Annotated in this window: 22 protein-coding genes; 8 read left to right on the forward strand and 14 right to left on the reverse strand. The window is 42.5% G+C overall.

Going from position 1 to position 26,191, the window contains the following annotated elements; translation table 11 throughout:
- Positions 1 to 42 precede the first annotated feature (42 nt).
- Positions 43 to 393, forward strand: a complete 351-nt coding sequence (locus tag Q3A68_RS10470; RefSeq protein WP_302901031.1) for a hypothetical protein — start codon at positions 43 to 45, stop codon at positions 391 to 393.
- On the opposite strand, the gene gltX is transcribed toward Q3A68_RS10470, so the two are convergent.
- The gene (gltX, locus tag Q3A68_RS10475; RefSeq protein WP_302901032.1) at positions 383 to 1,903 is read right to left on the reverse strand and encodes a glutamate--tRNA ligase; all 1,521 of its coding nucleotides are present in this window, start codon (positions 1,901 to 1,903) and stop codon (positions 383 to 385) included. The two genes, Q3A68_RS10470 and gltX, sit on opposite strands and share 11 nt — an antisense overlap.
- Positions 1,904 to 2,122: 219 nt before the next feature.
- On the opposite strand from gltX, the gene Q3A68_RS10480 reads away from it, so the two are divergent.
- Both Q3A68_RS10480 and Q3A68_RS10485 read left to right on the forward strand, forming a co-directional pair.
- Positions 2,123 to 3,352, forward strand: a complete 1,230-nt coding sequence (locus Q3A68_RS10480) for a sensor histidine kinase (protein WP_302901033.1) — start codon at positions 2,123 to 2,125, stop codon at positions 3,350 to 3,352.
- On the forward strand, positions 3,327 to 3,836 hold the full coding sequence (locus tag Q3A68_RS10485; RefSeq protein WP_302901034.1) for a DinB family protein: 510 nt from the start codon (positions 3,327 to 3,329) through the stop codon (positions 3,834 to 3,836). The genes Q3A68_RS10480 and Q3A68_RS10485 overlap by 26 nt, the downstream gene beginning before the upstream one ends.
- Positions 3,837 to 3,950: 114 nt before the next feature.
- Here the strand turns inward: Q3A68_RS10485 and Q3A68_RS10490 are convergent, their stop codons facing one another.
- Positions 3,951 to 4,325, reverse strand: a complete 375-nt coding sequence (locus Q3A68_RS10490; RefSeq protein ID WP_302901035.1) for a DUF6249 domain-containing protein — start codon at positions 4,323 to 4,325, stop codon at positions 3,951 to 3,953.
- Positions 4,326 to 4,602: 277 nt separating this feature from the next.
- Between Q3A68_RS10490 and Q3A68_RS10495 the strand changes: the two genes are divergently transcribed.
- The gene (locus Q3A68_RS10495; protein ID WP_302901036.1) at positions 4,603 to 5,184 is read left to right on the forward strand and encodes an RNA polymerase sigma factor; all 582 of its coding nucleotides are present in this window, start codon (positions 4,603 to 4,605) and stop codon (positions 5,182 to 5,184) included.
- Positions 5,181 to 5,678, forward strand: coding sequence for an anti-sigma factor family protein (locus Q3A68_RS10500; RefSeq protein WP_302901037.1), 498 nt, complete (start codon positions 5,181 to 5,183; stop codon positions 5,676 to 5,678). The genes Q3A68_RS10495 and Q3A68_RS10500 overlap by 4 nt, the downstream gene beginning before the upstream one ends.
- 296 nt (positions 5,679 to 5,974) lie before the next feature.
- Here Q3A68_RS10500 and Q3A68_RS10505 read toward each other — a convergent pair whose 3' ends face one another.
- The 3 genes from Q3A68_RS10505 to Q3A68_RS10515 form a co-directional block, all read right to left on the reverse strand.
- A complete protein-coding gene (locus Q3A68_RS10505) occupies positions 5,975 to 6,646 on the reverse strand; it encodes a YiaD family glycine zipper/OmpA-like lipoprotein (RefSeq protein WP_302901038.1) in 672 nt (223 codons plus the stop codon).
- A 181-nt stretch (positions 6,647 to 6,827) separates the two neighbouring features.
- Entirely contained in the window at positions 6,828 to 8,006 is a 1,179-nt protein-coding gene (locus tag Q3A68_RS10510; protein WP_302901039.1) for a DUF6515 family protein, read from the reverse strand.
- 140 nt (positions 8,007 to 8,146) lie between these two features.
- Positions 8,147 to 8,866, reverse strand: a complete 720-nt coding sequence (locus Q3A68_RS10515) for a DUF6515 family protein (protein ID WP_302901040.1) — start codon at positions 8,864 to 8,866, stop codon at positions 8,147 to 8,149.
- A 321-nt stretch (positions 8,867 to 9,187) separates the two neighbouring features.
- On the opposite strand from Q3A68_RS10515, the gene Q3A68_RS10520 reads away from it, so the two are divergent.
- Positions 9,188 to 10,858, forward strand: a complete 1,671-nt coding sequence (locus tag Q3A68_RS10520; protein ID WP_302901041.1) for a phosphoethanolamine transferase — start codon at positions 9,188 to 9,190, stop codon at positions 10,856 to 10,858.
- A 35-nt stretch (positions 10,859 to 10,893) separates the two neighbouring features.
- On the opposite strand, the gene Q3A68_RS10525 is transcribed toward Q3A68_RS10520, so the two are convergent.
- The 4 genes from Q3A68_RS10525 to Q3A68_RS10540 all read right to left on the reverse strand — a co-directional run bounded on the left by Q3A68_RS10525 (position 10,894) and on the right by Q3A68_RS10540 (position 18,090).
- Positions 10,894 to 13,272 carry a hypothetical protein gene (locus Q3A68_RS10525; protein WP_302901042.1) on the reverse strand — a complete coding sequence of 793 codons (2,379 nt, stop codon included), beginning with the start codon at positions 13,270 to 13,272 and terminating at the stop codon, positions 10,894 to 10,896.
- 52 nt (positions 13,273 to 13,324) lie between these two features.
- Positions 13,325 to 14,488 carry a DUF4249 domain-containing protein gene (locus tag Q3A68_RS10530; protein WP_302901043.1) on the reverse strand — a complete coding sequence of 388 codons (1,164 nt, stop codon included), beginning with the start codon at positions 14,486 to 14,488 and terminating at the stop codon, positions 13,325 to 13,327.
- A gap of 3 nt (positions 14,489 to 14,491) precedes the next feature.
- Positions 14,492 to 17,203, reverse strand: coding sequence for a TonB-dependent receptor (locus Q3A68_RS10535; protein ID WP_302901044.1), 2,712 nt, complete (start codon positions 17,201 to 17,203; stop codon positions 14,492 to 14,494).
- A gap of 140 nt (positions 17,204 to 17,343) precedes the next feature.
- Positions 17,344 to 18,090, reverse strand: a complete 747-nt coding sequence (locus Q3A68_RS10540) for a hypothetical protein (RefSeq protein ID WP_302901045.1) — start codon at positions 18,088 to 18,090, stop codon at positions 17,344 to 17,346.
- A 235-nt stretch (positions 18,091 to 18,325) separates the two neighbouring features.
- Here Q3A68_RS10540 and Q3A68_RS10545 point away from each other — a divergent pair, with 235 nt between their 5' ends.
- A complete protein-coding gene (locus Q3A68_RS10545) occupies positions 18,326 to 18,460 on the forward strand; it encodes a hypothetical protein (RefSeq protein ID WP_302901046.1) in 135 nt (44 codons plus the stop codon).
- Positions 18,461 to 18,513: 53 nt separating this feature from the next.
- On the opposite strand, the gene infB is transcribed toward Q3A68_RS10545, so the two are convergent.
- The 4 genes from infB to Q3A68_RS10565 all read right to left on the reverse strand — a co-directional run bounded on the left by infB (position 18,514) and on the right by Q3A68_RS10565 (position 23,683).
- Complete coding sequence (gene infB, locus Q3A68_RS10550; protein ID WP_302901047.1) at positions 18,514 to 21,369, reverse strand: translation initiation factor IF-2; 2,856 nt, start codon at positions 21,367 to 21,369, stop codon at positions 18,514 to 18,516.
- 61 nt (positions 21,370 to 21,430) lie between these two features.
- Positions 21,431 to 22,666: a transcription termination factor NusA gene (gene nusA / locus Q3A68_RS10555; RefSeq protein WP_302901048.1), complete on the reverse strand. Its 1,236-nt coding sequence runs from the start codon at positions 22,664 to 22,666 to the stop codon at positions 21,431 to 21,433.
- Between the two features lie 3 nt (positions 22,667 to 22,669).
- Positions 22,670 to 23,134, reverse strand: coding sequence for a ribosome assembly cofactor RimP (gene rimP, locus Q3A68_RS10560; RefSeq protein WP_302901049.1), 465 nt, complete (start codon positions 23,132 to 23,134; stop codon positions 22,670 to 22,672).
- 126 nt (positions 23,135 to 23,260) lie between these two features.
- Positions 23,261 to 23,683 (reverse strand): hypothetical protein, encoded by a 423-nt coding sequence (locus Q3A68_RS10565; protein ID WP_302901050.1) that lies wholly within the window; start codon positions 23,681 to 23,683, stop codon positions 23,261 to 23,263.
- A gap of 62 nt (positions 23,684 to 23,745) precedes the next feature.
- On the opposite strand from Q3A68_RS10565, the gene Q3A68_RS10570 reads away from it, so the two are divergent.
- On the forward strand, positions 23,746 to 24,267 hold the full coding sequence (locus Q3A68_RS10570) for a GNAT family N-acetyltransferase (RefSeq protein WP_302901051.1): 522 nt from the start codon (positions 23,746 to 23,748) through the stop codon (positions 24,265 to 24,267).
- A 165-nt stretch (positions 24,268 to 24,432) separates the two neighbouring features.
- Here the strand turns inward: Q3A68_RS10570 and Q3A68_RS10575 are convergent, their stop codons facing one another.
- A complete protein-coding gene (locus Q3A68_RS10575) occupies positions 24,433 to 26,166 on the reverse strand; it encodes an FAD-dependent oxidoreductase (RefSeq protein WP_302901052.1) in 1,734 nt (577 codons plus the stop codon).
- Between the last annotated feature and the right edge of the window lie 25 nt (positions 26,167 to 26,191).

A 26,191-nucleotide genomic window follows, 5' to 3' on the forward strand; every position in this document is an offset into this window, starting at 1 on the left:
AGAGCGGCCCTGCTTTTTTATTACAATATGGTATATTTAGCCATGGATGAAATAAAGGCTGATGTTCATGGTGCCCGGATGATCAACAAATATGGAGCACATCAACTTGTTTTGATGGCGTTAAATGAGCAATGGGCCGGTATTTTGTTGCATACCTTGGGTAAAGCGGTCCGTCTGAAATATCAATACGACGGCAGTGATATCACCTTTTACTTCCTGTTTGAACTGCCAGACATCAATAAAATGTTCAGCGTTCCGGTAAATGCAACCACAGAAACACGCAAGTGGCTAAGCCTGATTGATGGCAATGAGGTAACTGCCATCAGGGTTGGCTACCGAGATGGCAAGGGAGGGCTGTTACTTTATGGTGAACAGGTCCTTGTTATCTTGTAAACTCTGCCAGCGCTTTTTCTATACGACTGATCGTCTCCTTTTTGCCTAATAATGCAGCAATATCAAACACATGCGGACCATATTTACCGCCAACCAGCATAATACGGAAAGGCAACATCAGCTCGCCTGCTTTAATGCCATTTTCTTCAGCTAATGTTTTAAAAGCTTGTTCCAGGTCAACAGCTAATACATCTTCCGTATTGGCAAGTAAGCCCGTAAATGAAATAAAGAATGCTGTTTTAGCATCTGTCCATTTAGGTTTTACTGCATTCAGATCATATTCTTTTGGCTGCTCAAAAAAGTAAGACGATTGCTGATAAAAATCAGGCAACAACATGCAGCGTTCTTTTACAAGGTTAATTACAGTAAGCAGGTAGTCATCATCCTTAACCTGAACACCTTTCTCTCTTAACACTTTTAATACATCCGGCTTCAGTCTTCCACCTTCCGACCTCTTGATCCATTCTGCATTGAACCATTTGGCTTTTTCGAAATCGAATTTAGCACCTGCTTTATTTACTCTTTCTATAGAGAACTTTTCAATGAGTTCGCCCAAAGTAAATATTTCGTTATCGGTGCCGTCGTTCCAGCCCAGCATAACAAGCAGATTTAAGAATGCTTCAGGCAAAAAGCCCAGTTCACGGAAGCCGGGTGTCAAGTCTCCTGTTTTTTCATCAAACCAGTTCATGGCATATACCGGGAAACCCAACCGTGCACCGTCACGTTTGCTCAACTTGCCGTGCCCATCCGGTTTTAATATCAATGGCAGGTGTGCCCATTGCGGCATATCTGCTTTCCAGCCCAGGTATTCCCAAAGCAACAAATGCACCGGGGCAGACGGCAGCCATTCTTCGCCACGAAAAGCGTGGGTTATTTTCATCAGGTAATCGTCAACCACCACAGCCAGGTGATAAGTTGGCATACCGTCAGCCTTTAATAAAACCTTATCGTCACTCTGGCTGGTATCAAAGCTTACATGACCGCGTATCATATCCTCAAAATGGATATGCTCATTATCCGGCATTTTAATGCGTATCACGTGCGGTTCACCTGCATCTATCAATTGCTGGACCTGGTGCAAAGGCATGGATAATGAATTGCGCAAGGTATCACGGTAAGCATGCCCGTATTGAAAATTTGGTATCTCGCGACGATTGCGTTCCAGTTCTTCGGGTGTGTCAAAAGCATAATAAGCATGCCCTTGCCCAACCAAACGCTCGGCATATTCACGGTAAATCGATTTGCGCTCGCTCTGGCGGTAAGGCGCATAATGTCCGCCAGCAACCGGGCCTTCGTCAGGAGTCAATCCGCACCACTCAAGGCACTCCAGAATGTATTCTTCAGCGCCTTTTACATAACGGCTCTGATCGGTATCCTCAATGCGAAGAACAAAATCACCCTTATGTTTTTTGGCGAAAAGATAATTGAACAACACAGTACGTACGCCACCCAGGTGCAGGCCTCCGGTGGGGCTTGGCGCAAATCTTACTCTTACTTTTTTATCTGACATTATGCGGCAAAGATAGATGTTTTAGTCCGAAAGTCGGGAAGTCCGTGCAAGCCTGAAGGCTATATTGTTAATGGAGATCGATCATCCCGGCTACCGGACTTCTGCGGACTTTCCGACTCTACAAAAATTAACTATTTTATGTAATTTGGGCATGATTTCCGCGTTCCGTATTCAGTCGTTCTTACCGACTTTCGGCCTCCGGACTTCCCGACTAGAAAAATGAACCCATACCAACAAAGAAAACGCTGGAAATATTCATTGCTCGCTTTTGCGGTGGTCATAGCCAGCGGCTCTTTATTCTATACTGGTTACCTGGTTAAAAGCATCAAAAAGGCTGAGCGCACACGTGCCGAAATATGGGCGCTAAGTATCAAGCAGATCACCTCTTCGGACGACAATGATTTTTTAAACTACGTGTTCACCGTTCGCGATAGTTTAACGGTCCCGGCCATTATAGTTGATGACAAAGGAGAATTCATCACAACAAAAGGGCTGGATTCAACCAAAACTTACATTAAAATACCCGATATGCCGGGTGTAAAGACTCAACCGAAAAAAACATACGATCCGGAATATTTTAAGGCTGTATTAGAGACCATGAAAGCTCAGCATGAGCCTATTCGTCTTAAAGTATTTGGCGCCAATTGGTATGTTTATTACGAGGATTCGTTCGTGCTCACCCAATTAAAGGTTTTCCCATACATACAGTTGTCGGTAATAGCTATTTTCCTATTGGTAGCTTATACTGCGTTTAATACCTCGCGCAAATCAGAACAAAATCAGGTTTGGGTAGGCCTCGCTAAGGAGACCGCGCACCAACTGGGTACACCAATATCATCACTCATGGCCTGGGTTGAATTGATGAAGGAGAAATTTAACGCCGAAGACGACCCGCTGATAGCCGAAATGGAAAACGATATCAAACGGCTCGAAATAGTAGCCGACAGATTTTCCAAAATCGGCTCCAAACCAGTGATGGAAGAGTACTCGGTTTATGACGTGATCAAAGATTTTGTAGATTATTTCAAAGTCAGAGTAAGTAATAAGATCAACTTTGAAATTCATGGTAACCCATATCTGCGTGCAGGATTGAACATACCATTGTTCGACTGGGTATTGGAAAATCTTCTAAAAAATGCTGTAAATGCCATTGAAAATACCGGGAATATTAAGGTTGAAATATCGGGCAGTAAAACTAAAAAACAGGTTTATATCGATATTACCGATACCGGCAAAGGCATACCACGTTCTAAATTCGATACCGTTTTTCAACCAGGATATACGACACGCAAAAGAGGGTGGGGATTGGGCCTTTCGCTGACCAAACGTATGGTGGAGAATTACCACGACGGGCAAATATTTGTTAAAGACTCCGAAGTTGGCAAAGGCACCACATTCCGTATAGTATTAAAAAGTTTAACCCATGATACACAGACCACAGCCCAATGAGTACCCAACGTTCGCTCAGCCTTACGTTAGTTCAGTTCCTGATGAAAACGTTTTAGAGTTACTTGAAGATACCAAGCAAGTTACCTATGATCTGTTTAGTACCCTGAGTGAAGAGCAGGCCATGCATGCTTATGCTGAAGGTAAATGGACACTGAAACAGGTACTGGGTCATATGATAGATACCGAACGCACCTTTGCTTACCGCGCGCTTTGTTTTTCGAGAAACAACGTTGAACTGCCTGGCTTTGATCAGGACATTTATGTGAACAATACCGATTTTAACAGCCGTACCATACAGAGTCTTGCTGACGAATATCAAGCAACCCGCAAATCTAATCTGTTTCTTTACAACTCATTTAGCGAGGAACAATTACTTCGCGGCGGAAAAGCAAGTGGTTACCCCGTAACAGTAAGGGGGTTAGTGTATATGACCGCCGGCCATGAGCAATACCATTTGAGGCTGATAAAAGAGAGATACCTTTAGGTTGAGATGAAAGGAAGAACGGTCAAAGGCAAAAGGCTATTAAAAAGACAAGGTGAAAGATATCGGGACTAACCCTTTACCTTTCACCTTTGAGCTTTTACCTCCTCAACAAATTTATTCCTGCCCGTTACTAACCGGCATTTCTTTCTTTTCGATGCGGTAAGAGGCGAATAAACCTAATCCGCCGAAAATTGCGATCAGTGCAAAGTAGATGGCCTGATTATCATCTTCGATGCTTTTGAAGATGGTGCGGTCCATTAAATAAGCCAGGAACAACCCAGTACCGGCGCCTATTAATAATAACCCCCACTTTAATGTTTGATAAGGTGCAGATTGTGGTTTATATCTGCGTGGATCCATTCCCCTTTCTATCATTGCCATTCTTTCTCTTTTGTAGAGGTAAATTATTCCGAAGATCATGGCAAAGAAACCGAGGGAAATAATTATTCCCGTCATCATTCCAAATTCGGGTGTATCTAAATTATTCATCGTGTTTATTTTTTTAAGTTAATAATTTTTTGGCTTTCAAACCGCCCCAATGGCGTATTTGTAAGCTATGACGACATGCTTTTCGAGCAGGTTACAGTTGTTTTAAAAAAAGTTGTAGAAGTTGTAAGGGTTGGAGAGGGAGGGAGCGCAGGCTTTATAACATTTATAACTTCTACAACCTTTATAACAACTACAACCATTACAACCAAAAACCAAGTATATTTACACAAGGGCTGTAACCTAACCAGCCGTGAGGTCGTCAGAGAGAGTGTATACAATGCAAAGCAAGCTTTCGGATATAGAATTGATAGAACAGACACTGGCGGGGAACCAGGCGGCGTATGCTGATCTGGTAAAACGGCACCAGCGATTTGTTTTTACACTCGCCCTGCGTTTTGCAAAAAACCGGGAGGACGCCGAAGAGATTGCACAGGACTGCTTTATCAAAGCTTACCGCTCATTATCAGCATTTCAGCGGCAGTCAAAGTATAGTACCTGGCTGTATAGCATTGTTTACACCACGGCGATGACCTTCTTACGAAAGAAAAGGGTTGACACTGATTCGATTGACGATGAAAATACTTATATTCAGTTAGAGAATAGTTCATTGTCGCATGATGTTAATTCGGCCGAGAACAAATCGAGGTCGTATTACCTGAACCAGGCTATAACACAGCTGATGCCTGATGATGCGGCCATCATCACCTTATTTTATATGGGTGAACAATCACTTGAGGAAATCGGCCAAACGTTGGGCATTGAGGCTAATACGGTTAAAGTTAAACTATTCAGGGCGCGGCAGCGTTTGAAGGAGAAGCTGGAGCATACTTTAAAGCACGAGGTGAAAGAATTGATATGAATACGATAGAGGAAAAACTTTGGAACTATATTGACGGCACTTGCTCAGATGAGGAGAGGAAAGCCATTGATATATTAATTGGACAGGACGAGGTTTATCGCCGCAAATATGAACAATTGCTGGCCCTGAACAAGGAGTTCTCAAAAGTGGAGCTGGATGAGCCGCCCATGGCGTTCACCTATAATGTAATGGAAGCCATCCGTGCCGAACATGCCCGGCAGCCGTTAAAAGCAGGCATAAATAAAAGGATCATAAAAGGCATTTCAGGGTTCTTTATTGTCAGCATTGCGCTTTTACTAATCCTGACCATATCAAACGTACACACAGGGACTGCCAATATTTCAGTACATCTGCCTGACAACCTGCGACTTCCTGACATAAAAAATTATCTGAGCAAACCAGTGTTAGAAGGCTTCCTGTTTTTTGACATTGTGCTGGGTTTATTCCTTTTTGACGCCTGGCTGCGCAGAAAAGGTGTATCAAAACAAGTATAACGAGTCCGCGACTGTACTACAAAGGAAACACTTATGTAAAGAAAATTAAACAGTGTATAGGTTAAAAAACACATTGAAAAGTCAATTTGGACGCATAGGCTAAAAATGACATTGGCAAACGCCTATTGGTATAGTAATTGTAATACTTAATGTGAACTGGCATTCTTGCCGGTTTAATTGTGATAAGGTTTAGGTTGAAAGCCCCCAAACTGCAAGAGTGAGGGGGCTTTTATTTTTGCCCGAATTTTTTGCAATATTTTATTGCATAAGTTTCAAATAATCAAACTCCGCTATTGCTATTTTTCTTCGGCTTCGGCTTGCTTTTTCATTTTATCGTTCGCGACAATCACGATCTCAACCCTGCGATTTAATGCACGGCCTTTCGTAGAATTATTATCAGCTATAGGTTCTGTTGCACCCCGACCATCAATTTTCAGGCGAAATGCTTTAACCTGGTTATCGACCAGGTAGGCCTTTACTGCCGCTGCCCGTCGCACCGACAGGTCAATGTTACTATTACCATCGCCCTTATTATCCGTATGACCAACGATCAGAATATCTGTTTCCGGATTTTTCTCCAGCGAAGTTGCCAGGTTTTGAAGATTGGTTTGGCTTTCGGATTTTAAATCTGCTTTACCCGCATCAAACAAAATCCCTGAATCAAAATTGATAATGATCCCCTCGCCCTGCCGTGTTATTGTAGCTCCGGGGATGGAGCTTTTAAGTTCATTTGCCTGCTTATCCATATTGTGGCCGATAAAGGCACCCGCCGTTCCGCCAACTGCACCGCCTATTATTGTGCCTAAAGCTGTATTGCCCGCTGATTTTCCGATAAAACCACCAACTATTCCTCCTGTTCCGGCACCTATAGCGGCACCCTTCTGTGTTTTGTTCCGGGTATGGCAGGCAGAACCCAGAAGAAGTATGCAAACTGAAGTTATTAAAGATATGCGATTCAGGTTTTTCATTTTTCAAATACGTTCACACCTAAGTGTCAAAGCCGATGCCAACAGGCTAAACGGCAGTATATGAAGTCTTTTCAATATCCAAACTCATTAAAAGCCATATAATTGACCTTTTTTGAGGACGTGGAAGAACACAAAAAGCCCCGTTTACCGGGGCCTTTCCATAGACATGTTTGACAATCACTCAATCATTCGCTCCTGGTACGCTTGCAACACGGTATCCGGTACCATCAGCATCTTTAAATTCTTCGTAAAAAACATTATCAGGAGATACATAGAATTTCTTGTTATTCAGGGTGACTTTGCGGCAATCCTCGGGCAACTGATCTACTATATCACCAACTTTAAGGTTAGATGCATAAACTGTATTTTCTGACTGATCGGTACTGCTATTATCCATAATAGGGTCATCATTGTCAGACATCGGCTGATCATTTATAGTTGCATTTGCATTATCTGTATTCAATACGCCGTCTTTACCAGCCACTATGTATATCGAGCGGCCATTTTCATCCTGGCTTTGCTCATAGTACACTCCGTTATATTCATAATACAGTATACCGTCAATAGTGATTGGCTCCGCGCCCGATGGCAACGAAGGTACAGCCGCACCAACAGGTGGTACTACTACCTCATATCCGCCATTGTATGGCCTGTAGAAAGTTCCTCCGTAATAATAGTATGGATATGAATCCCAGTAGAATGAATAACACCCCCATGGCAAAACGCCCAGATACAACCCTATATGCGGATATCCCCATCCAAAGCCAAAGCGGAAGCCGGGGCCATAGTAGCCGTGATAGCCGTAATAATGGCCACGATAGAACCCGCCGCGGTAGGCCCCGTAATATCTGCCACCATGATAATAAGCGCCACCACGATATCCGTAACCGCCGCGATAGCCATATGTTCCGCGGTAACCATAACCACCGCGATAACTATTTACACCTACTCCACCTCTTACAGGACCACGATAGGCCATACCGGATCTGCCTCCGAATGACCCCCGATAAGCGGACCCTCCGCGAGCATCTACGTTACCCCGGAATCCACCTCCGCTGCGAAAAGCACTTCCCCCGCGGAAGCCGCCACCGGCAAATCCTCCACTATGAGCGCTGCCACCGCCACGAAAACCTCCGCCGTCATGAAAGCCACCTCCTCCACGGAAACCACCACCACTAAATCCCCCGCTATGACCGCCGCCGCCGTGGAAACCTCCACCGCCACCGCCATGGAAGCCGCCGCCGCCACCATGGGAGCCGCCACCACCACCGCGGTGCTGCGCATTTGCTGTGGCGAACAGCGCTATTGTCAGTAACCCTGTGAATGCGGATACCGACACATATTTAAACCATCTTTTCATAATCTCGTTTTCCTGAGTATAATATCTTATAGACTATTAACGATATGAAAGGTTTATTTGGTACGGTTTAAATTATTACACCGATCAGAAAACAAAAAAACCCGACCTGAGCCGGGCATGTTTGACATATGTAGATGATATTAGTTTTGCTTTTCGTCGTCCATCGGTATGCTGGCAATTCTGTATACCCTCATATTATTAGCATCGGTAAACTCTTCGTAGTAGATACCGTCAGGAGAGACAAAATATTTCTTACCGTTGAGTTTTACTTTGCGGCAATTATCTGGCAATTGATTTATAACATCACCAACTTGCGGCGCAGGGGGATTATCAACAGCGTCATCGCCATTAGTATTTAATACGCCATCTTTTCCGGCTATTACATATACTGTTTTACCTTTATCATTAACAATAGCCTGGTAGTAAACACCATTAAACTCATAATATTGCTGACCGTTTATTACAATTGAGCTGGCACCTTTTGGCAAGCCGGGTACTTCGGCACCCACCGGAGGGACAGTTACCTCATATCCACCACCATCATATGGCCTGTAAAATACCCCGCCATAATAATAGTACAGATCAGAACCCCAATAAAACGGGTAATAACCATATGGGAGAACAGCTATACGGAAACCCAAACCCGGGTAACTATAATATCCGCGCCCATATACACCCGTACGGAAGCCTACACCAACGCCACTGCGAAAACCGATACCACCGCCACCAAAGCCCCCGCCTACAGCAACCCGGACGCCCCCACTATGGAAACCACGCTGAGCATTAGCGGTCGAAACAAATGTTAGCGAAAGAAATCCTGCCAGCGCAAATACTGAAGTATATTTAAATAACCTTTTCATGATCTTTATAACCAGAATTTGTAATTCTTATTTTTTTTATTTGCTTTATTAGATTCAAAAATAGGTACCGGGTTTAAGCGTCAATCAATTTTAATGCAATTCTAATCTCTTTTAAAAACGGCCTCAGATTGACTATTTACGTGTATTTAACATAAATAGTATAACCCGGCAGCCCGGTTGCTGGTTTGTATCTGTTTTATTACAATTTTTTTGAACCCTTCGTCATTTTCACAGGCCACCATCCGGGCTATGCTTCCGTATTCTTCAGAATAACTTCAGTTTGTTTATGTAAAATTAACATAGCATTAACACGCATGTAACATGCAACCAATTATAAGCCGTGCATTCCACCGGGGGAATGCGTTATCTATTATTCCGTTTTTATTAATTTTAGCTGTAATTCCGTTTTCTGAATTGCTGTTTAATATTCTGCGTCATCAGTTCGTGAAGGGTGTATTTACATTCATCTTTGGTTTGCTGATCTTTCTTATACCCCTTTTTCTGTTCAGGAAACATTTAAGACTGTATCTAATATGTCTGATACCTATTCTTTTGATTGTTCCATTCAACCTGGCATATATACTCTACTTCCATTCTGAAATGTCAGAAGCAACCATTCTAATGATCCTGAATACCAACCACAATGAGGCCCTGGAATTACTACGGAGTTATTTCGTCGTACTGATCATCTTTATGGTGATATATCTATTTGGTCTTTATTTGTTGTACCTCAGGGTCCCAAACACGGTGAATACCAAAAAGACGGTTTACATTTCTTCCGTTTCATTAATGGCGTTGGCCATATCACCACTACCTATTTATGATCATCATGTCAGTTACTCTGAAAATATAAAAGACGCTCTATATGATATATTCCCCGGCAATGTAATAAATGGCATTACCCGTGTTTTTTACCAGGAAAAATTTGTTAGGGAAGGCGAAAGCGAGCGAAAAAACTTTTACTACCACAGCCGACAGGATACATCTATTAAAGACAAACAGATCCACATATTAATTATTGGCGAGAGCAGCCGCTATGACCATTGGGGGATTAATGGTTATCCGAGAAATACCTCTCCCAATCTATCAAAAAGAAAAAACCTTGTCTCTTTTAGCGATGCTGCCGCTGGAGGCTTTATGACTGAATGGGCAGTACCTCTGCTTTTAACTGGCGTCGGGGCTGATCATTATGAATCAAATTTTCATCGCAAAGGAATTATCGGCGCATTTAATGAGATTGGGTTTCAGTCCTACTGGATCACTAATCAGACAGATTATTTAGGGTATTTCAAAATACACTCGTTAGAAGCACAAAAAGGATATTATTTGCTGACTGATTTCAGATCGACCAAAAATGTGGTTATGGATATGCAATTGGTCGACACCCTAGAAAAAGTCTTGAACCAGCCTGGAAATAAGAAATTCGTTATCATTCATGGTTTAGGCAGTCATTATAGCTATAGCGCAAGGTATCCCGATCAATTCGACATGTTTAAACCAAGCAATAAAACCATCACCACCAAAATGACCGACAAGAAATTCAAAGATGTACTAATAAACAGTTATGATAATAGTATATGTTATACCGATGCGGTAATCGACAGTGTGATTGCCCTGGTTAATAAACAGAATGCCTTTTCATCAGTCACTTATATCTCCGACCATGGGGAGGATCTGATGGATGACAACAGAGGTTTAACTTCGCATCACCAGGGGTCGCCTCCAACCAAATATATAGCACATGTACCTCTTTTTGTGTGGTATTCGCCAAAACTGGAAGCTAAGTATCCCGATAAAATATCAAACCTGTTACAACACAAGGATGCAAGAGTTTCTTCACAGAATATTATTTACTCGCTTACTGGTATGGTTGGCATCTGTTATCCAACCCAGGATTCTCTTAAAGATATCACAAGCCGATATTATAAAGACAATAAACAACTGATAATGGGTGAGAGCCGAAAGATCTATCCTTGTCCTGCATTCAAATAGGTTATAGGAATTCCCTTTTGTAAGGATTAGCCTGCTTATTTCTTTACATCGAAAGTGAAACTTTGGCTGCCGGATTCCCCATTTGCGGTCATGCCCTGTATAATAGCAACATATTTTCCTTCTTCATCGGATGTATAAAACGATATTTGATTTTTGCCTGTAGTAGTAGTTCTTATTGTCGGCGCCCAATATAACAGGTTCCTGAAATCAGGCGTGTGGCTCGATATCTGTGCTTCCGTATCGTAAACGGGTGAATAGAACACCCTTTGCAATTGCATTCCTTCGTAATCCATCACCACAGCATGAGGGTCTACCTCTACACCGGCAAGATCAGATTTGTAGCTGGCATAACTCAATATACCCTCCGCATCAGCAGCCCCCCAGAAGTATCTGTCTTTAATCACATCGAGCCGTTTTATTTTTAATGGGTCGATTGCCATCACTTTGTTCATATCAAATATGGGTACGCCATCAAGCATCACCAGCGGATCACTATCCAAAAAGCCTTTATCGCCGATTATTCTTATTTCGAATGTTTTATGCGGGTGGAATACATTTACTTCTCTGATATATTCGCGCAAAACTTCTTCCATTGTGGTAAAACGGGTATAATCATCAAGCCTGTAAACCTTGTCGGGCCTTCCGTAGAAACCGGTACTATCTATGTATGGCTCATAAAATTGCTTAGTCTTACTCCCCGCATAAATATTTTGCACCTGCATTGCTGCGTTTTGCAATTCAAGGGGCTTTTGCATATCCGGAGTGAGCCCAAATGGGGGTAAAGGATTTTTTGAGAACTGTTCAGAAAACGGATTCTGGATATCGATATGATAGGTGGTATCGCGATGTGAATCGGTCTGAACCACAATTTCGCCTGGACCATACAAATCTTTGGTATTGAACAGGATGTGTCCGGCGGTATCGCTCTTGGCAGTAAACAATTGTACTCTTTTACCAGGTACAGAAAAATATGCGATCACATCAAATGCAGGTGTATTGGTTGCTGTATTGATGATCTTCCCCGCAACAATATGCCCATTATACTCGGGCAAAAAGGCAAATGAAGCCGGTTTATTTTGCAACACATCATTCCATTGAAAACGGCGCCAGCCCTGTGTCAGCATCAGGTTATCTGCTGCTTCTGTAGCTTCGGCTGAGTTATTCCGGATATAGTATTCCGGTGATTCTATATTTCCCCGCAGATCCGAACTTAACCAGAAATAACTTGCTATATCACCCGGTTCAAGAGTTTGATATGCGTCCAGGCGATATACAGACATGGATAAATTGGCCTCTGAAAGTTTGCCCGATTGATTTTTTGCATCCAGCAAAATATTTACTTTTTTTCGGCTACCGTAATTCTGCTGATCTGGAGCGGCATCAATTACCAGGTTTTTTACAGGACGTTTAAAATACAGTCGCTCACATACCGGGTGCCTATCGCCGTCAAAAAGCGTTAATTGCGATATACCCTCACCCAAAAGCGCCTTATCGAAAACAAAGGCTGCTCTACCATTAACTACCGGAGCTCTTTGTACCACCTTTACAGCCTGTCTGGTGTGCGCAAACAGGTAAACTGACCCGTCAGAACTAACGACATTGCTATTCACCGTAACCTGCAGTTTATCTGAACCATTATCGGTCAATGTCATTACGTACCCTTTTTCATTAACCTTTGGCAGGTCTTTTACAACAGGTGCATCACCGGCTTTAATCACTGCTTTATAGGTATTACCTTCAATGGGCGCAAATGAAAAATGTCCCATGCCAAATTTTAAGGGCTGAAATTTTACAACGGTATCATTTTTTTGATCGATCACCGCGCCTGTAAAATCAATACCCTTACCACTTTTGCTAATAGCTTTAAAACCAACCTTGCTGGTTAAGCCGTTTACCAGCTCGCCGCCTTCGGGAAAAAACTGGATATCGAAATCCGTTGTATTTATTTTAGTTAAAACAGGGACTCTTTGCGGGTTTACGATGGTGATTTTTTTATCAAAATAAAAATCAGGGCTAAAATTCTTCATCCAGTTGGTATATGCACGCAAATGGTAATTACCATTGTTCAGCGTTACAGGTATATATAACGATCCGCTTCCAGTGCCATTGTGCAGTTCCACCTTGGCCTGCATTACGGGGTTTAGAGCATCATCCAAAACTTCAACATAAGCCACTTTGCTCAGGTCAAATGGTTTGTGGAAACTGCCGTCCACAACATATACTTTAAACCAAAGTATCTCACCCGTCAGATAAGCCCCCTTGTCCGAATGAACGAATACTTTTTCCTGCAGGACAAGCTGGCTATGGTCTTTAAAACTGCTTTGTACCTCAGTCAACAGCTGAGCCTGTGAATTTAATGTAGCGAGCGCAGCCAGCAAAAAACCACATATTATATTTCTGAATAAGATTACCATATTTTATATCTTATAGTTTAGCCAACTAAACAATGTATTGCTCATTATTTCTTTATTTCCAGAATGATGGTATCGTAGTTGTACCTCTTATTGTGCAATCGGCACATTGCGCGCCAGTAGCCAGATAACCAAGCAAAGTGCCTCGCCGATCAGTAAATGGCGCAATCGCAAACTGCGTGCTCCCAAGTGGAATTAAAAACGAAGCCACCTGATTCTGACCAGTAAAGGAATGAAGAAACATACTATCTAAATCGCACTGGTATGGGTAAGCTGCCGTCCATGTTTGTGGCAATTGATCTTTGCTAATAAATACTCTTTTTTGCTGAATGTTAGTGACTCCAACGTAACCCAGCACTGGTTCTGATGGATCGGTAATGCAATGAATATTTCCTGGTACTTCAGACGGCTGTGCATCGAAAATGCTGCCTAATTGTTCGGTGTTCTTCTTAAGGTTCTGCCAAAAACTATATTCCTCCTTGGTCAAGGCATACTGCTTTACCAGAATACTGTATTTAGTTTCTAACTTCTCGGATGTTGACGATACCTGGGTTAACGGGTTCTGGTAAATAACATCATTTATTAATTTAGCCGAGGAAGCCAACACTATGTCATTTGAGAAATGATTTGCAAAACAAGTGTAAATCTGCTGTGCCTCCGTACGACTAACCAGCTCAGTACCGTTAGTAATATACCCTGCCTGGTACTTAGCATGAAAATTCCATGTTTCTGCATAATCCCAACGATAATAACGGGTATCATTGTTCGGATCATGCGTATTCACATATAATTGTATTCCATTGGGCTGTTGAATAAATCCTATACTATCAATAGCGGGGGTATTTTTTACAGATTCGTAGTCTGACATATATTCCTTGCCGGATTGCGTTCTGATATGTAAACGGTATTTGTTTGATACCGGAAGATTTAAGGAATACGAAACATATGTTCCATTCCCCAGTTCCTGCAAAGGATAAGTAGCATTTTGATCACTCTCTATTGTAAGCTGGGCGTTCTGTTCCGGGATTGCTTTTATTGATTCCGTTAAAGCTACTGTTCTGCTCAAACGGATAACCGTGGAATCCTGGCCGCTATTTATTACTCCTTCAACTACCAGGTAATTACTTTGCAAAGAGGGCAGTTTGGGGTTATAAGGTTTTTTACAGCTTACGGTCACAATGGTGAGTAAAACGAGCGCATATAAATAAAGATATTTCATCACTTAGAACCTTATATTATAATTGATAAATGGAATTGGTTTTGAAAATATTGAAAGTTGGTAGCCATTAATTGCTCCTCCCTGCTCACTAAAGAAAGTTGAATAAGCGTTAGCCCGTCCTGTAAGATTGTACACACCTATCGTCCATGAGTTGTGGGTTAGCTGATGAACCTTATGGTTACCTTCAATATTCATCGAAAAATCTGTCCTGAAGTAATCAGGTATACGGTATTCATTCCTGTCAGAATAAAATACTCTCTCTGATCCTGCGTATTCGTATTTAGCTATTGGCAACGTAATTGGTCGGCCCGTACTATAGGTGACATCAAAAGAGATGCTAAATCTATGGCTAAATCTGTAATTTCCGTTAAAGTTTACTGCATGTGGTTTGTCATAATTAGCCGGATAATAAGCGCCACCATTGATCAGCTCACCAGCATTCGGGTCGTCTTGTCTCAGGAAAGTTCTTGAATAAGTATAGCTCAGCCAACCGTTAAGTTTACCTGCCGTTTTTTTCACCAGGAACTCAACCCCGTACGCTTTCCCCTGCGTTTCCAATACATCTTGTTCAATATGGTGGTTTAGTATTAGTGTTGCACCACTTTTGTAGTCCAGATAATTGCTAATCCATTTGTAATACCCTTCTACTGACATCTCTATCGTATTTGATTGGTTATTATGATATATTCCTAACGATGCCTGTCTGCCAATCTGCGGTTTAATATTCGGATCACTTAGTTTATAGGTGTCAGTCGGTGATATCGCTGTTGTATTAGACAATAAATGAATGTATTGTCTCAGGGTATTGAATGATGCCTTTAGCGAGGTATTGTCGCTTATAGAATATCTTGCGGATAATCTAATCTCCGGTCCCTGATAAGTGTTGATCACTTTATTTTTGCTATAGGTGGTACTATCTATTATGTTTACGGTTTCCTTTGGTAGGTTAGGTGCATAATGGTCAACCGTTTGCGGGCCAAGATAGGCATACAATGAATACCTGATCCCTGCATTTACTGACAGTTTCGGGGTGATATCGTATTTGTCGCCTATATACAATGCACTCTCCAGCGCTTGCTCCATTTGCACACGGTCTGGTGCCAACAGCGATTTTGAACCGTTCGGTTCATTGTCGCCCGGATTGAGCTTATAGTAAATTGAACTAAGTCCAAAGTTTATCGCGTTTTTGGGATTCAGGTAATAGTTAAAATCTGTCTTCAAATCGTATTGCCTTACCGAGAACTTCAGCTTATAGGCATTCACCGGGTTGTCAGAACTGGATACATCATATTGGTAATCGTCTACACCAGTCATAAATACGCTGTATAGCTTGTTGTTATAGCTATGCTTCCACTTAATATTAGCGTTTTTGTTACTATAGCTGTAAGCCGTATCGCTGTTTAGCCGGAATTTATCCTGGCTTAAATATGTCGTCAGATACAAACTGTTTTTGTCATCTATCTGATGAGTGATTTCAAAGTTGCCGTCATAGAACGAGGCTGCGCTATGCTTATAGGCCTCAGGCAGCATGCTTAGCAGCCAATCGGAATAGGTTGTCCTCGCACCAAAGATAAACGAGGTCTTATCCTTGATGATTGGTCCTTCCACATTCAGCCTGCTGGTAAGCAAACCTATGCCGGCAGTTCCTGTAAATTTTTTCTTATTCCCTTCGCGATCACTTACATCCAGTACCGAGGACAGCCTGCCTCCATATTTTTCGGGAATAGTGCTTTTATATAACTCAATATTTTTTACAATATCCGGGTTGAAGGCCGAGAAAAATCCAAAGAAGTGTGAAGGATTATAAATGGTAGCATCATTCAGCAAGATCAGGTTCTGATCGGCAGAACCGCCCCTGACGTTAAAGCCTGTAGTGGCTTCGCCTACCGTTTGTACACCCGGCAAGGTCAGCACCACTCTGAGGACATCGGCCTCACCGAAGGCTGTTGGGATCTGTTTGATGCTTTTAATGTCCAGCTTATTCACCCCCATCTCTACGCTACGCACATTTGCCACCTTTTCTGCCGAAATCTTTACTTCTTTTAACGAAGTCACCTGTTCCTGCATCTCAATGTTCAGCTTTCCGTCCGAATACAGCACGATCTTTCTACGGGTGTCTTTCATCCCCAGTCCTTTAATTACCAGCGTTTGCCGGCCTTTAGGCAAAGTCAGCGAATAATAACCAAACTGGTCTGTAGCGATACCGATTTTAGTATCCGGGTTGTAAATACTTGCTCCAATTATCCCTTCGCCAGTTTTGACATTTTTTACATAGCCTGCCAGGTTTGCGGTGCCCTTTAAGTTGCCTGTCCTGAGTCCAATCTCATACATTTTGTTTTCTGTGGTTGCTTCAGGCACTTTTGCCGTTTTCTCTTCCGAATAGTCTACTATACTTTGAGGGGGATGTTCAGCGGCGGACGTTGAGGTAAAAAAGCCGGCGGCCAGATTGGGTCGCATTTCACGTCCTTTAGTTAAGAAAACGTTTTGGTCAAAAATTGAAAAATGATACTCTGTTTTATCAAAAACCATATACAAAATAGCCGGAAGCGTCCTGTTGGTTGCTTGCAGGGTGATTTTCAAACTATCAAATTGTGTCTGTTCGTAATAAAAATGATATCCGGTTTTTGACTGCAGATCATCCGCAAATTGTTGGATCCTGGCCGAATGAAAGTCGACATTTATTAATTTTTCTTCCTTATCCTGAGCGTTTGCCATTTTAAAGAGGACCAAAATACACAAGCCTAAAAGGTAAATTTTTTTCATTAGGATAATAGGGCGATAGTGGCTTTATAATTAGTTAGCTTTTCAGCGTGTTTCTATTGCTTGTAATGATTTTTTTACTAAGACACAAAACGTTAATTGGTCAAATGATCATAATATGACGCTATTTTAGCCATTGCTTCGTCCGGGTTATTCCCAAAATCAATATTATTTTGTTTAATATATTTTTGAAGCTCGCTTTTCTTTTCTTTCAATATTTTTAACATAGAGCCTTTGCCATTAATCTTATAATAGGCGTTCCCTTTTTTTAGATAATAATCATTCTTTTCATAAAAGTATGTTTCGGGACCCGTCGAGGCACTCAACGTGGTCTGAATGTTCTTCATTCTTTTTGCCAGAATTACTATTTTACCGGTATAAAGTTGTTCATAAAAACCCGTCGTTAGTCCCGCCTGGTTGTCACTGATCTGATCGGCGTCGAGCCTGATAAAACGGTGATTTAAATAGTTAAAATCGCGTACCCGGTCACTCAATAAACTAAACATTGAAAATTTGTTATACAAAAGCACAACGACAACGTTTTTGTTTACGTCATACATCATTGGTACATTCTCATACACTACGTCATCGTAATTTATATAACCAGGGGCCCAGGTTTTTGCCTCGTAAGGAAAAAGTGCACTGTTTTTTATTTGAGGATCGTAAGGCAAATATTCGTGACCATTGTATAATCGGGATTCCTCATTTATAGATTTAAAAAAGTGGGAAACTGTTTGTTGTAAATTAACGCTATCAGCAGATGCTGTCTGACCAAATGATCTGATGATAAAAAAAAAGCTTAAAAAGCATAAAATATATATTCTTAATATATGTTTCTCCATTCAATAATTTGGTTTGCAATTTGATCAGGCAAAGCGGAAGGAATTTACTAACTCTTTAGTTATAAACCAAATTTCTGGTCTAAATACGCGTCAATTAGCCTATTTGTATTAATCTTGTTACGACGTACCTCTTATTTTTTATCATACACAATAATTAGCTATCGATTCCGTCTAAAAATCGTTTTTATACATTTATATTAAATTGTGATTTAAATCGACTTTAAACCGAATATTTATGAAAGCGTTAAAGGTATTAGTGATTATTTTGCTCGCATCATTTAGCTATCATGTGGCAAACGCACAGACAGCACACCATCACAAAAGGCATCATAGTGTAAAACGCCATCATCACATGCTGAAAAGGCACTAAACAAAAAGGCTCACTGTAAGCAGCGAGCCTTTAAATTTTCAACGAGCTATAAATTAAAGCTTACGCTTAACTTCTACTATTTCATAAGCCTCAACAATATCACCTATTTCGATATTATTGAAGTTCTGGATATTCAAACCGCATTCATAACCTGCGTTTACTTCTTTCACGTCGTCCTTAAAGCGTTTCAATGAAGCTAACTCACCTGTGTAGATAACTACACCTTCGCGAATGATACGTATTTTGCTGTTACGGGTGATTTTCCCATCCAGTACCATACAACCGGCGATAGTACCCACCTTGCTGATCTTGAAGGTTTCACGAATTTCAACGTTCGCAACAATCTTCTCTTCAAAGGTAGGAGCAAGCATGCCTTCCATTGCCGCCTTGATCTCGTTTATCGCATCGTAGATAATTGAGTAAAGCCTGATATCGATCTGCTCCTGCTCGGCCAGTTTACGCGCACCGGTTGATGGGCGCACCTGGAAACCAATAATGATCGCATCGGAGGCTGAAGCCAGCAATACGTCAGATTCAGAAATCTGACCAACCGCTTTCGATATAATATTTACCTGGATCTGCTCGGTCGAAAGTTTTAGTAAAGAGTCTGATAACGCCTCGATTGATCCGTCCACGTCACCTTTAACGATGATGTTAAGCTCTTTAAAGTTACCCACAGCTAAACGGCGACCAATCTCATCCAGGGTAATGTGTTTCTGGGTACGTAAGCCCTGTTCACGCTGCAACTGCATGCGTTTATTGGCGATCTCGCGTGCCTCAACTTCACTTTCCATCGCATTGAACTTATCGCCTGCTGTTGGCGCTCCCTGCATACCCAACACCTGAACCGGTGTTGATGGGCCTGCAAATTCTACACGCTGACCACGCTCATTGGTCAATGCTTTTACACGACCGCTATAACAGCCTGCCAATATTGGGTCACCTACTTTCAGTTTACCGGCCTGTACCAATACGGTGGTCACAATACCGCGACCTTTATCTAAAGCGGCTTCGATCACTGTACCAACAGCACGTTTGTTCGGATTAGCTGTTAGTTCAAGCAATTCAGCTTCAAGCAATACCTTTTCCAGCAACTTGTCTACATTCAGACCAGTTTTGGCTGATATTTCCTGCGATTGGAATTTACCGCCCCATTCTTCAACCAAAATATTCATGGTTGATAATTGTTCGCGTATCTTATCGGCATTAGCGCCTGGCTTATCAATTTTATTGAAAGCAAATATCATGGGTGCGCCTGCTGCCTGGGCGTGATTGATAGCCTCACGTGTCTGAGGCATCACACTATCGTCAGCAGCGATCACAATAATTACAATATCGGTTACCTGGGCACCCCTGGCACGCATCGCGGTAAATGCTTCGTGACCCGGTGTATCCAGGAAAGTGATCTTACCTTTATTATCAGGTAGTGTTACTTCATAAGCACCAATGTGCTGCGTAATGCCGCCGGCCTCACCTGCAATTACGTTGGTTTTGCGGATAAAGTCGAGCAACGACGTTTTACCGTGGTCAACGTGACCCATGATGGTTACAATCGGCGCACGTGGCAACAAATCTTCCGGTTCGTCCGGTGTATCCAGATTGGCTTCTTCGTCTTCGGGTTTTACAAACTCAACCTGGTAGCCAAATTCATCGGCCACAATGGTTAAAGTTTCTGCATCCAAACGCTGATTAATGGATACGAACATCCCCAAACTCATACAGGTAGAGATGATCTGCGTAACAGGCACATCCATCATGGATGCTAACTCGTTTGCGGTAACAAACTCTGTTACCTTCAATACTTTCGACTGCAGTTCCTGTTCTAATGCCAGTTCTTCGGCACTTGCTGCAACATCATCACGTTTTTGACGACGGAATTTAGCACGTTGCGCAAATTTTCCTGATTTACCTGCACCGCTCAAACGGGCAAGTGTTGCCTTAATCTGGTCTTGTATTTCTTTTTCTGAAGGTTCTTCTTTAGGTGTACTTGGTGCACCTCTTCTGAAATCCGGCCGGTTACCGCCTGCATTTTGATTCCTGTTTCTGAAGTCCCCCTGCGGCCTGTTAGGATGATTCGGGGCACCATTACCCTGCGGTTGCTGGTTACCGCCTCCCTGTTGAGGGCCGCCGCCTTCTTTACGTTTTCTTTTACGCTTATGATCGGCTGCACTATTAGCGTTAGATGACGAAGCTACCGGCTGGTTGCGTTTGGGCTCATTTACCGGTAATTGTATTTTACCAACTACGTTCGGACCGCTTAAACGCTGTGCTCTTGCACGGATCACTTCATTTTCAGGTTCTTCGGCTACTGCTTCCGGTTGCTCTGCCACAGGTTTTTCAACCACTGGTTTGGCCGGCTCTTTAACCGGTTCCGGTTCAGCTTTTGCAACTGGTGCCTTTATCTCTTCTTTGGGTTCCGGTTTTACTTCCGGCGCCGGCTCTTTCTTAGCAACTACCGGTTCTTCTTTCTTCTCGTTACGATACGGTGCATCCAGATCAATCTTACCCACTACCTTCACACCCGGAAGATTTACATCGTTACGCTCTTCAGCCTTTGCTGGCTCTGGCTTCGGTTTCTCAACCGGAGTAGAAAAATGGCCGGTATTTTTGATCAGTATTTCCTCGTTTTCAAAATCTCTCGAACGGCGCTGTTCAACCGGTTTCTCCGGGGTCTGAACAGGCTCCTCCTTCCTGATCTTGCCGATACTAATCTGCTTGGCCTCTTCTTTAATAATTTTGTCAGCAGCAAATTCTTTCAACAGCGTATTGTACATATCACCGCTAAGCATAGCCATAGGCTGCTTTTCAACTTTATATCCTTTTGCGGATAAAAAATCGACGATGGTACCCATCCCAATGTTGAGTTCCTTTACTGCTTTTATTAATTTTATTCCTTTGTCTTCTGACATTTAATATTACTTTCTCTGCTTGGATAATGCAAAAATACGATTTTAATTTTGCTTATTTAGTTTATTCAAACTCAGCCTGCAGAATAGACAACACTTCTTTCACCGTTTCTTCTTCCAGATCGGTGCGTTTTACCAACTCGCCAACGCTTAAAGCCAGGACTGATTTCGCTGTATCAAGGCCAATGCGTTTAAACTCGTCAAGGATCCAGCTGTCTATTTCATCTGAGAATTCTTCAATATCCACGTCTTCATCCTGCTCATCAGCCTCACGGTAAACGTCAATTTCGTAGCCGGTTAATTTACCTGCCAGTTTGATATTATGTCCACCGCGACCGATAGCCAATGATACCTGGTCGGGTTTCAGGTACACTGCTGCTGTTTTCTTCTCATCATCCAGTTTAATAGATGTGATCTTTGCAGGCGACAATGCTCGCTGAATGTATAACTGTAAATTATTCGTATAGTTTATAACGTCGATATTTTCATTTTTCAACTCGCGAACAATACCGTGAATACGCGATCCTTTCATACCTACGCAGGCGCCTACCGGATCGATACGGTCATCATAAGATTCTACCGCAACTTTCGCTCTTTCTCCTGGTTCGCGTACTATTTTCTTAATGGTAATCAGACCGTCGAAAATTTCCGGTACTTCCAGCTCAAACAAGCGCTGTAAAAACTCAGGTGCAGTGCGCGAAATGATGATCTTCGGATTGCTGTTCATCATATCTACTTTGCTTACCACCGCTTTCACGTTATCGCCTTTTTTGAAATAATCGGCAGGTATCTGCTCTGATTTTGGCAGCAATAACTCGTTGCCTTCGTCATCCAGCACCAGGGTTTCCTTTTTCCAAACCTGGTAAACTTCGCCAGTTACGATCTCGCCCACGCGGTCTTTATATTTTTTGAAAATCTCGTCTTTTTCCAACTCCAGGATCTTTGAAACCAGCGTCTGACGTGCAGCCAAAATAGCACGGCGGCCAAAGCTTTCCAGTGTGATCTGCTCCACATATTCATCGCCTACTTCCAGGTCCTCGTCATATTTGTGTGCTTCTGCTAATTCAATCTCCAGGTCGTCGTCTTCAGAAAAACCATCTTCCATTACGGTACGCGTGCGCCAGATCTCTAAGTCACCATTATCGGTATTTACGATCACATCACAATTCTCATCCGTACCATACTTCTTCCTGATCATGCTTCTGAAAACGTCTTCCAGAACACTCATCATGGTTGGGCGGTCAATGTTTTTGAAGTCTTTAAACTCCTGAAAAGACTCAATTAAATTAATATTGCTCATTTTTTACTTGAATGATATTAAAACTTTTGTTTCTGTTATCTGTGCCAAAGGGACAGCGCTTTCAATTGCTTCAGCCTTTTTCCCCTTTTCTTTTTTTATTTCCTCTATTAACACGGCATCTTCGGTCATACCGGTCAGTCTGCCTTCTTTTTTGCTGCCATCGGCCATTTTTATAGCCAACTGCCTGCCCACGTTTTTTACATACTGGCGGGGCAGTACCAGTGGTGCATCGATGCCCGGGGACGATACTTCCAGGTTGTAGGCGTTCTCTATGATATTCTCTTCTTCCAAATGAAAACCTACATGTCTGCTGATAGCCGCGCAATCGGCAATACCGATGCCCTTATCACCATCGACCAATATGATCAGCTTTCCGCTTGAATGCATTTTTACACTCACCAAAAACAGGTCGGATCTGTCGGCGATCTTTTCCTCAACCAGTTGTGTCACCCTCTTTTCAATGTCCATTTATCCGTATTTTTAGGCCGATGATCATGCAGGTAAAATAAAAGAGGGGACTACTGCCCCCTCTAATTCTTTTAATTACGCTGCAAATATACAAATTATTATTTAAAATTCAATACCTGAGCGCATTTAATAGCTAAAAACCAAATCTTTATAGCTTATACTTCCGGGCCTTTTCTTTTCCCTAATATACTTCCAGGCGCTTGTTCCCTCACCATGCCGGAAATGCCTCAAAAAATAGGCCTGACCCCTTTTAAATGCGGTATCGGGAGTGAAGATTACCAAACTGTCCTTAACTGCGTATTTCCCCGGCTGAACATTTTGATAATCCTTCATATCAGTATCCGAGGGCATCTTATAAACCGGCAGCAAGCTTTCCCATGCTTCATTATTGGTGTCGCGACCGATATCTGCTATGATCAGCTTATCAAAGCCGGCAATTTTCAGCGAGCGGTTGCTATCTGTCAGGCTGATCTTTAAATCAACAAGTCTGGGATGATTGGAGCATCCGGCGAAAAGTATGATCGTTAAAAAAAGGATTGCTATTTTCATTTATCAAGCTAAGATACCTAAAAAGAAGTCCACTTATTTCTGCTTAATGGTATATTAGCAGCATGCCTGATATACCATTACAGGGAAACGGTTTTATTATCCGCGGTTGGAAAAAAGGCGATGAGGTATCGCTTCAAAAAAATGCCAATAATCCAAAGGTCTCCGCCTGCCTGATGGACCGTTTTCCATCACCCTATACAATAGAAGATGCTGTCAACTGGGTTAATGTTCTGGCCGGTCAAGATCCTGTCCTCAACTTTGCCATCACCATTAATGACGAGGTGATCGGTGGTATAGGCCTAGAGCCGAGGCAGGATGTTTATCGCAAAACGGCTATCATTGGTTACTGGCTAAGCGAAGAATTATGGGGCAAAGGCATAATGCCCGAAGCTGTAAAGCTGGTGACTGATTATGCATTTACATATCTCGATTTTATACGCATACAGGCAAGTGTTTATAGCAAAAACCCCGCATCTATGCGGGTACTGGAAAAAGCCGGCTATACAAAAGAAGGCATAATGAAAAATGCGGTCATCAAAGGCGGCGAGATTCTGGACGAACATTTGTATGCGGTTTTGAAATAGAGTTAGCGCGGGCAGCACGGGGGATGGCCTGAAAGAATCACGGAGCCATTACTTTCAAATCGAGAAAAACATAAGGCGGTGTCACATTGAGGTACTCGAAATGCAGTGCGGTATGGCCTTCCCCCGCTATGCTTCAAGTGCCTCAGCATTACACAACGCACGAACTTAATTTATTACTCTTCCACTCAGATCAACCGTTTTCGCAAAAGGGTTTAAATATTTGTTGGTTAGCACCGCAAATTCCAGACGCGTTATAGGGCGGTTCAAATCGAAAGTTCCTGTTAACTTAAACTGAGGCGCCCATGCTTTTTGCAGATGCAGCTGCAAAGTTTTAGGGTCCGTCAGTGTATAATCACTAATGAGCGAAAGCAGGTTCCCCAAAGTAAATTTATCGCCGGGCTTCTCTTTATTGAACCACAAAAATGCACGGGTATAAATCTCTAAGAGAACAGGCTTTATTTCTTCAGTGTTGACCATATCATTGGGCTCAAAATGTATTTCTATGCTATTTCCATTTGATTTTTGGACACCTTTTAGCAAGCCTGTCGCACAAACCTGCTGCACAGCCCTCCAATGAGGGTCTTTTTGTGCGATATCGGTGATTGGCAATAAATATCCTTTATAATCCAGTATTTCACCCTGTATGATTCTCACATGCAAATGTTTGGTGGTCGTTTTAAAGAAGGCGCAAAACGCGGCAGTTGCACCTACGCCTTGGCCCAATGTCATCTGCACTGACGGACACATGGTACTATTATTCACCTCATCGGTTACTGACAGTGCCTTTTCAGTTACCAGAACATTATCCAAATCGTTAACCACAATCGAACCTAAAGGAATAGTGTGAGATGGAAATTTGTCAAATTGAATACCTGTCGGAACAGCGTCACTTACTGCAATCGTTGTCCGGTACAATTTTGATTCACGTTCATAAGGTTTGGTGATATCGTCCATTACCATTCTTACCGCCCCTTTCACGTGCCTGCTTTCCAAAACTAAAGGAACAGGGGGCAAATTATCTGGCGTACCAAACTGACCGTCCAGCCCCAGGTTCTTATAGCCTAATTCCGTTTGCAGGTAATACACTAGCCCCAATGTGCGCAGTTTGGCCTTTTTATAAAGTTCGTCCTTATTCGTTATTGCGCCAGCGTTACTGTTGTTATACTTATCCCAATCGATCATATATTTATCATTGGGAATACTCCCGGCGCGAAGCATTTGCTTAATATCTTTGGCTTTTAGCCAGGAATAGGCCGATGCATCATATTCTAACGGTTTAGCAATGGTTTTATCGGCATTCCGCCCGAAATCTTTCAAAATAGCAATGCAGACTATTCGCTCCGTGTCGGTATTCCCTTCAAACTTAGCACCCGCCTTCGCCGCAACCTCGCCTGTTTCGGTCCCGTCTATCAGCACTTTGGTATCCACTTTAACCGCTTCTCCATTTACCATAATGGTTACTTCCCAGCCAGTGCCATCTTTTTTAACGGACGTCCAGGGTGTTTTCATTTTGACGGTAAGGTTCTTAACCGTATCGCATATCTTCTTCAAAATCTCAGCTCCGGTATAAGGTTCAAAGCGAAGGATAGAATTATGGGTAGTATCATAACCCAAACGCGGCCGGTAGTAATCAGTCACTTTTCTGTGAAATTCACCCCATATACCCGATGGTAAATTGCGGTTGGCTTCCAGCACAGACATACCACCCATGGTCATGCTACCGCCCAGCCAGGGACCGGGTTCAACCAATAATGTTTTTACCTTGCTGCGTGCACTTTGTATAGCCGCTGCAATTCCGCTGGCTCCGCCTCCGATCACCAAAACATCTGTTTTGATCGTCTCGGCACGGGAAAAAGTAAACACTAAAGACAGCAGGGGTATTAGTAATTTTTTTATCATCGGTTTAAATAAACACAGTGTAAAC

This window comes from Mucilaginibacter tolerans, from assembly GCF_030519375.1.
GTDB lineage: Bacteria > Bacteroidota > Bacteroidia > Sphingobacteriales > Sphingobacteriaceae > Mucilaginibacter.

Excerpts from the sequence above, each read along its gene's own strand:
- Q3A68_RS10470 (WP_302901031.1), top strand. The coding sequence starts at position 43 with ATGGATGAAATAAAGGCTGATGTTCATGGTGCCCGGATGATCAACAAA.
- gltX (WP_302901032.1), bottom strand. The coding sequence starts at position 1,903 with ATGTCAGATAAAAAAGTAAGAGTAAGATTTGCGCCAAGCCCCACCGGA.
- Q3A68_RS10480 (WP_302901033.1), top strand. The coding sequence starts at position 2,123 with ATGAACCCATACCAACAAAGAAAACGCTGGAAATATTCATTGCTCGCT.
- Q3A68_RS10485 (WP_302901034.1), top strand. The coding sequence starts at position 3,327 with ATGATACACAGACCACAGCCCAATGAGTACCCAACGTTCGCTCAGCCT.
- Q3A68_RS10490 (WP_302901035.1), bottom strand. The coding sequence starts at position 4,325 with ATGAATAATTTAGATACACCCGAATTTGGAATGATGACGGGAATAATT.
- Q3A68_RS10495 (WP_302901036.1), top strand. The coding sequence starts at position 4,603 with ATGCAAAGCAAGCTTTCGGATATAGAATTGATAGAACAGACACTGGCG.
- Q3A68_RS10500 (WP_302901037.1), top strand. The coding sequence starts at position 5,181 with ATGAATACGATAGAGGAAAAACTTTGGAACTATATTGACGGCACTTGC.
- Q3A68_RS10505 (WP_302901038.1), bottom strand. The coding sequence starts at position 6,646 with ATGAAAAACCTGAATCGCATATCTTTAATAACTTCAGTTTGCATACTT.
- Q3A68_RS10510 (WP_302901039.1), bottom strand. The coding sequence starts at position 8,006 with ATGAAAAGATGGTTTAAATATGTGTCGGTATCCGCATTCACAGGGTTA.
- Q3A68_RS10515 (WP_302901040.1), bottom strand. The coding sequence starts at position 8,866 with ATGAAAAGGTTATTTAAATATACTTCAGTATTTGCGCTGGCAGGATTT.
- Q3A68_RS10520 (WP_302901041.1), top strand. The coding sequence starts at position 9,188 with ATGCAACCAATTATAAGCCGTGCATTCCACCGGGGGAATGCGTTATCT.
- Q3A68_RS10525 (WP_302901042.1), bottom strand. The coding sequence starts at position 13,272 with ATGGTAATCTTATTCAGAAATATAATATGTGGTTTTTTGCTGGCTGCG.
- Q3A68_RS10530 (WP_302901043.1), bottom strand. The coding sequence starts at position 14,488 with ATGAAATATCTTTATTTATATGCGCTCGTTTTACTCACCATTGTGACC.
- Q3A68_RS10535 (WP_302901044.1), bottom strand. The coding sequence starts at position 17,203 with ATGGCAAACGCTCAGGATAAGGAAGAAAAATTAATAAATGTCGACTTT.
- Q3A68_RS10540 (WP_302901045.1), bottom strand. The coding sequence starts at position 18,090 with ATGGAGAAACATATATTAAGAATATATATTTTATGCTTTTTAAGCTTT.
- Q3A68_RS10545 (WP_302901046.1), top strand. The coding sequence starts at position 18,326 with ATGAAAGCGTTAAAGGTATTAGTGATTATTTTGCTCGCATCATTTAGC.
- infB (WP_302901047.1), bottom strand. The coding sequence starts at position 21,369 with ATGTCAGAAGACAAAGGAATAAAATTAATAAAAGCAGTAAAGGAACTC.
- nusA (WP_302901048.1), bottom strand. The coding sequence starts at position 22,666 with ATGAGCAATATTAATTTAATTGAGTCTTTTCAGGAGTTTAAAGACTTC.
- rimP (WP_302901049.1), bottom strand. The coding sequence starts at position 23,134 with ATGGACATTGAAAAGAGGGTGACACAACTGGTTGAGGAAAAGATCGCC.
- Q3A68_RS10565 (WP_302901050.1), bottom strand. The coding sequence starts at position 23,683 with ATGAAAATAGCAATCCTTTTTTTAACGATCATACTTTTCGCCGGATGC.
- Q3A68_RS10570 (WP_302901051.1), top strand. The coding sequence starts at position 23,746 with ATGCCTGATATACCATTACAGGGAAACGGTTTTATTATCCGCGGTTGG.
- Q3A68_RS10575 (WP_302901052.1), bottom strand. The coding sequence starts at position 26,166 with ATGATAAAAAAATTACTAATACCCCTGCTGTCTTTAGTGTTTACTTTT.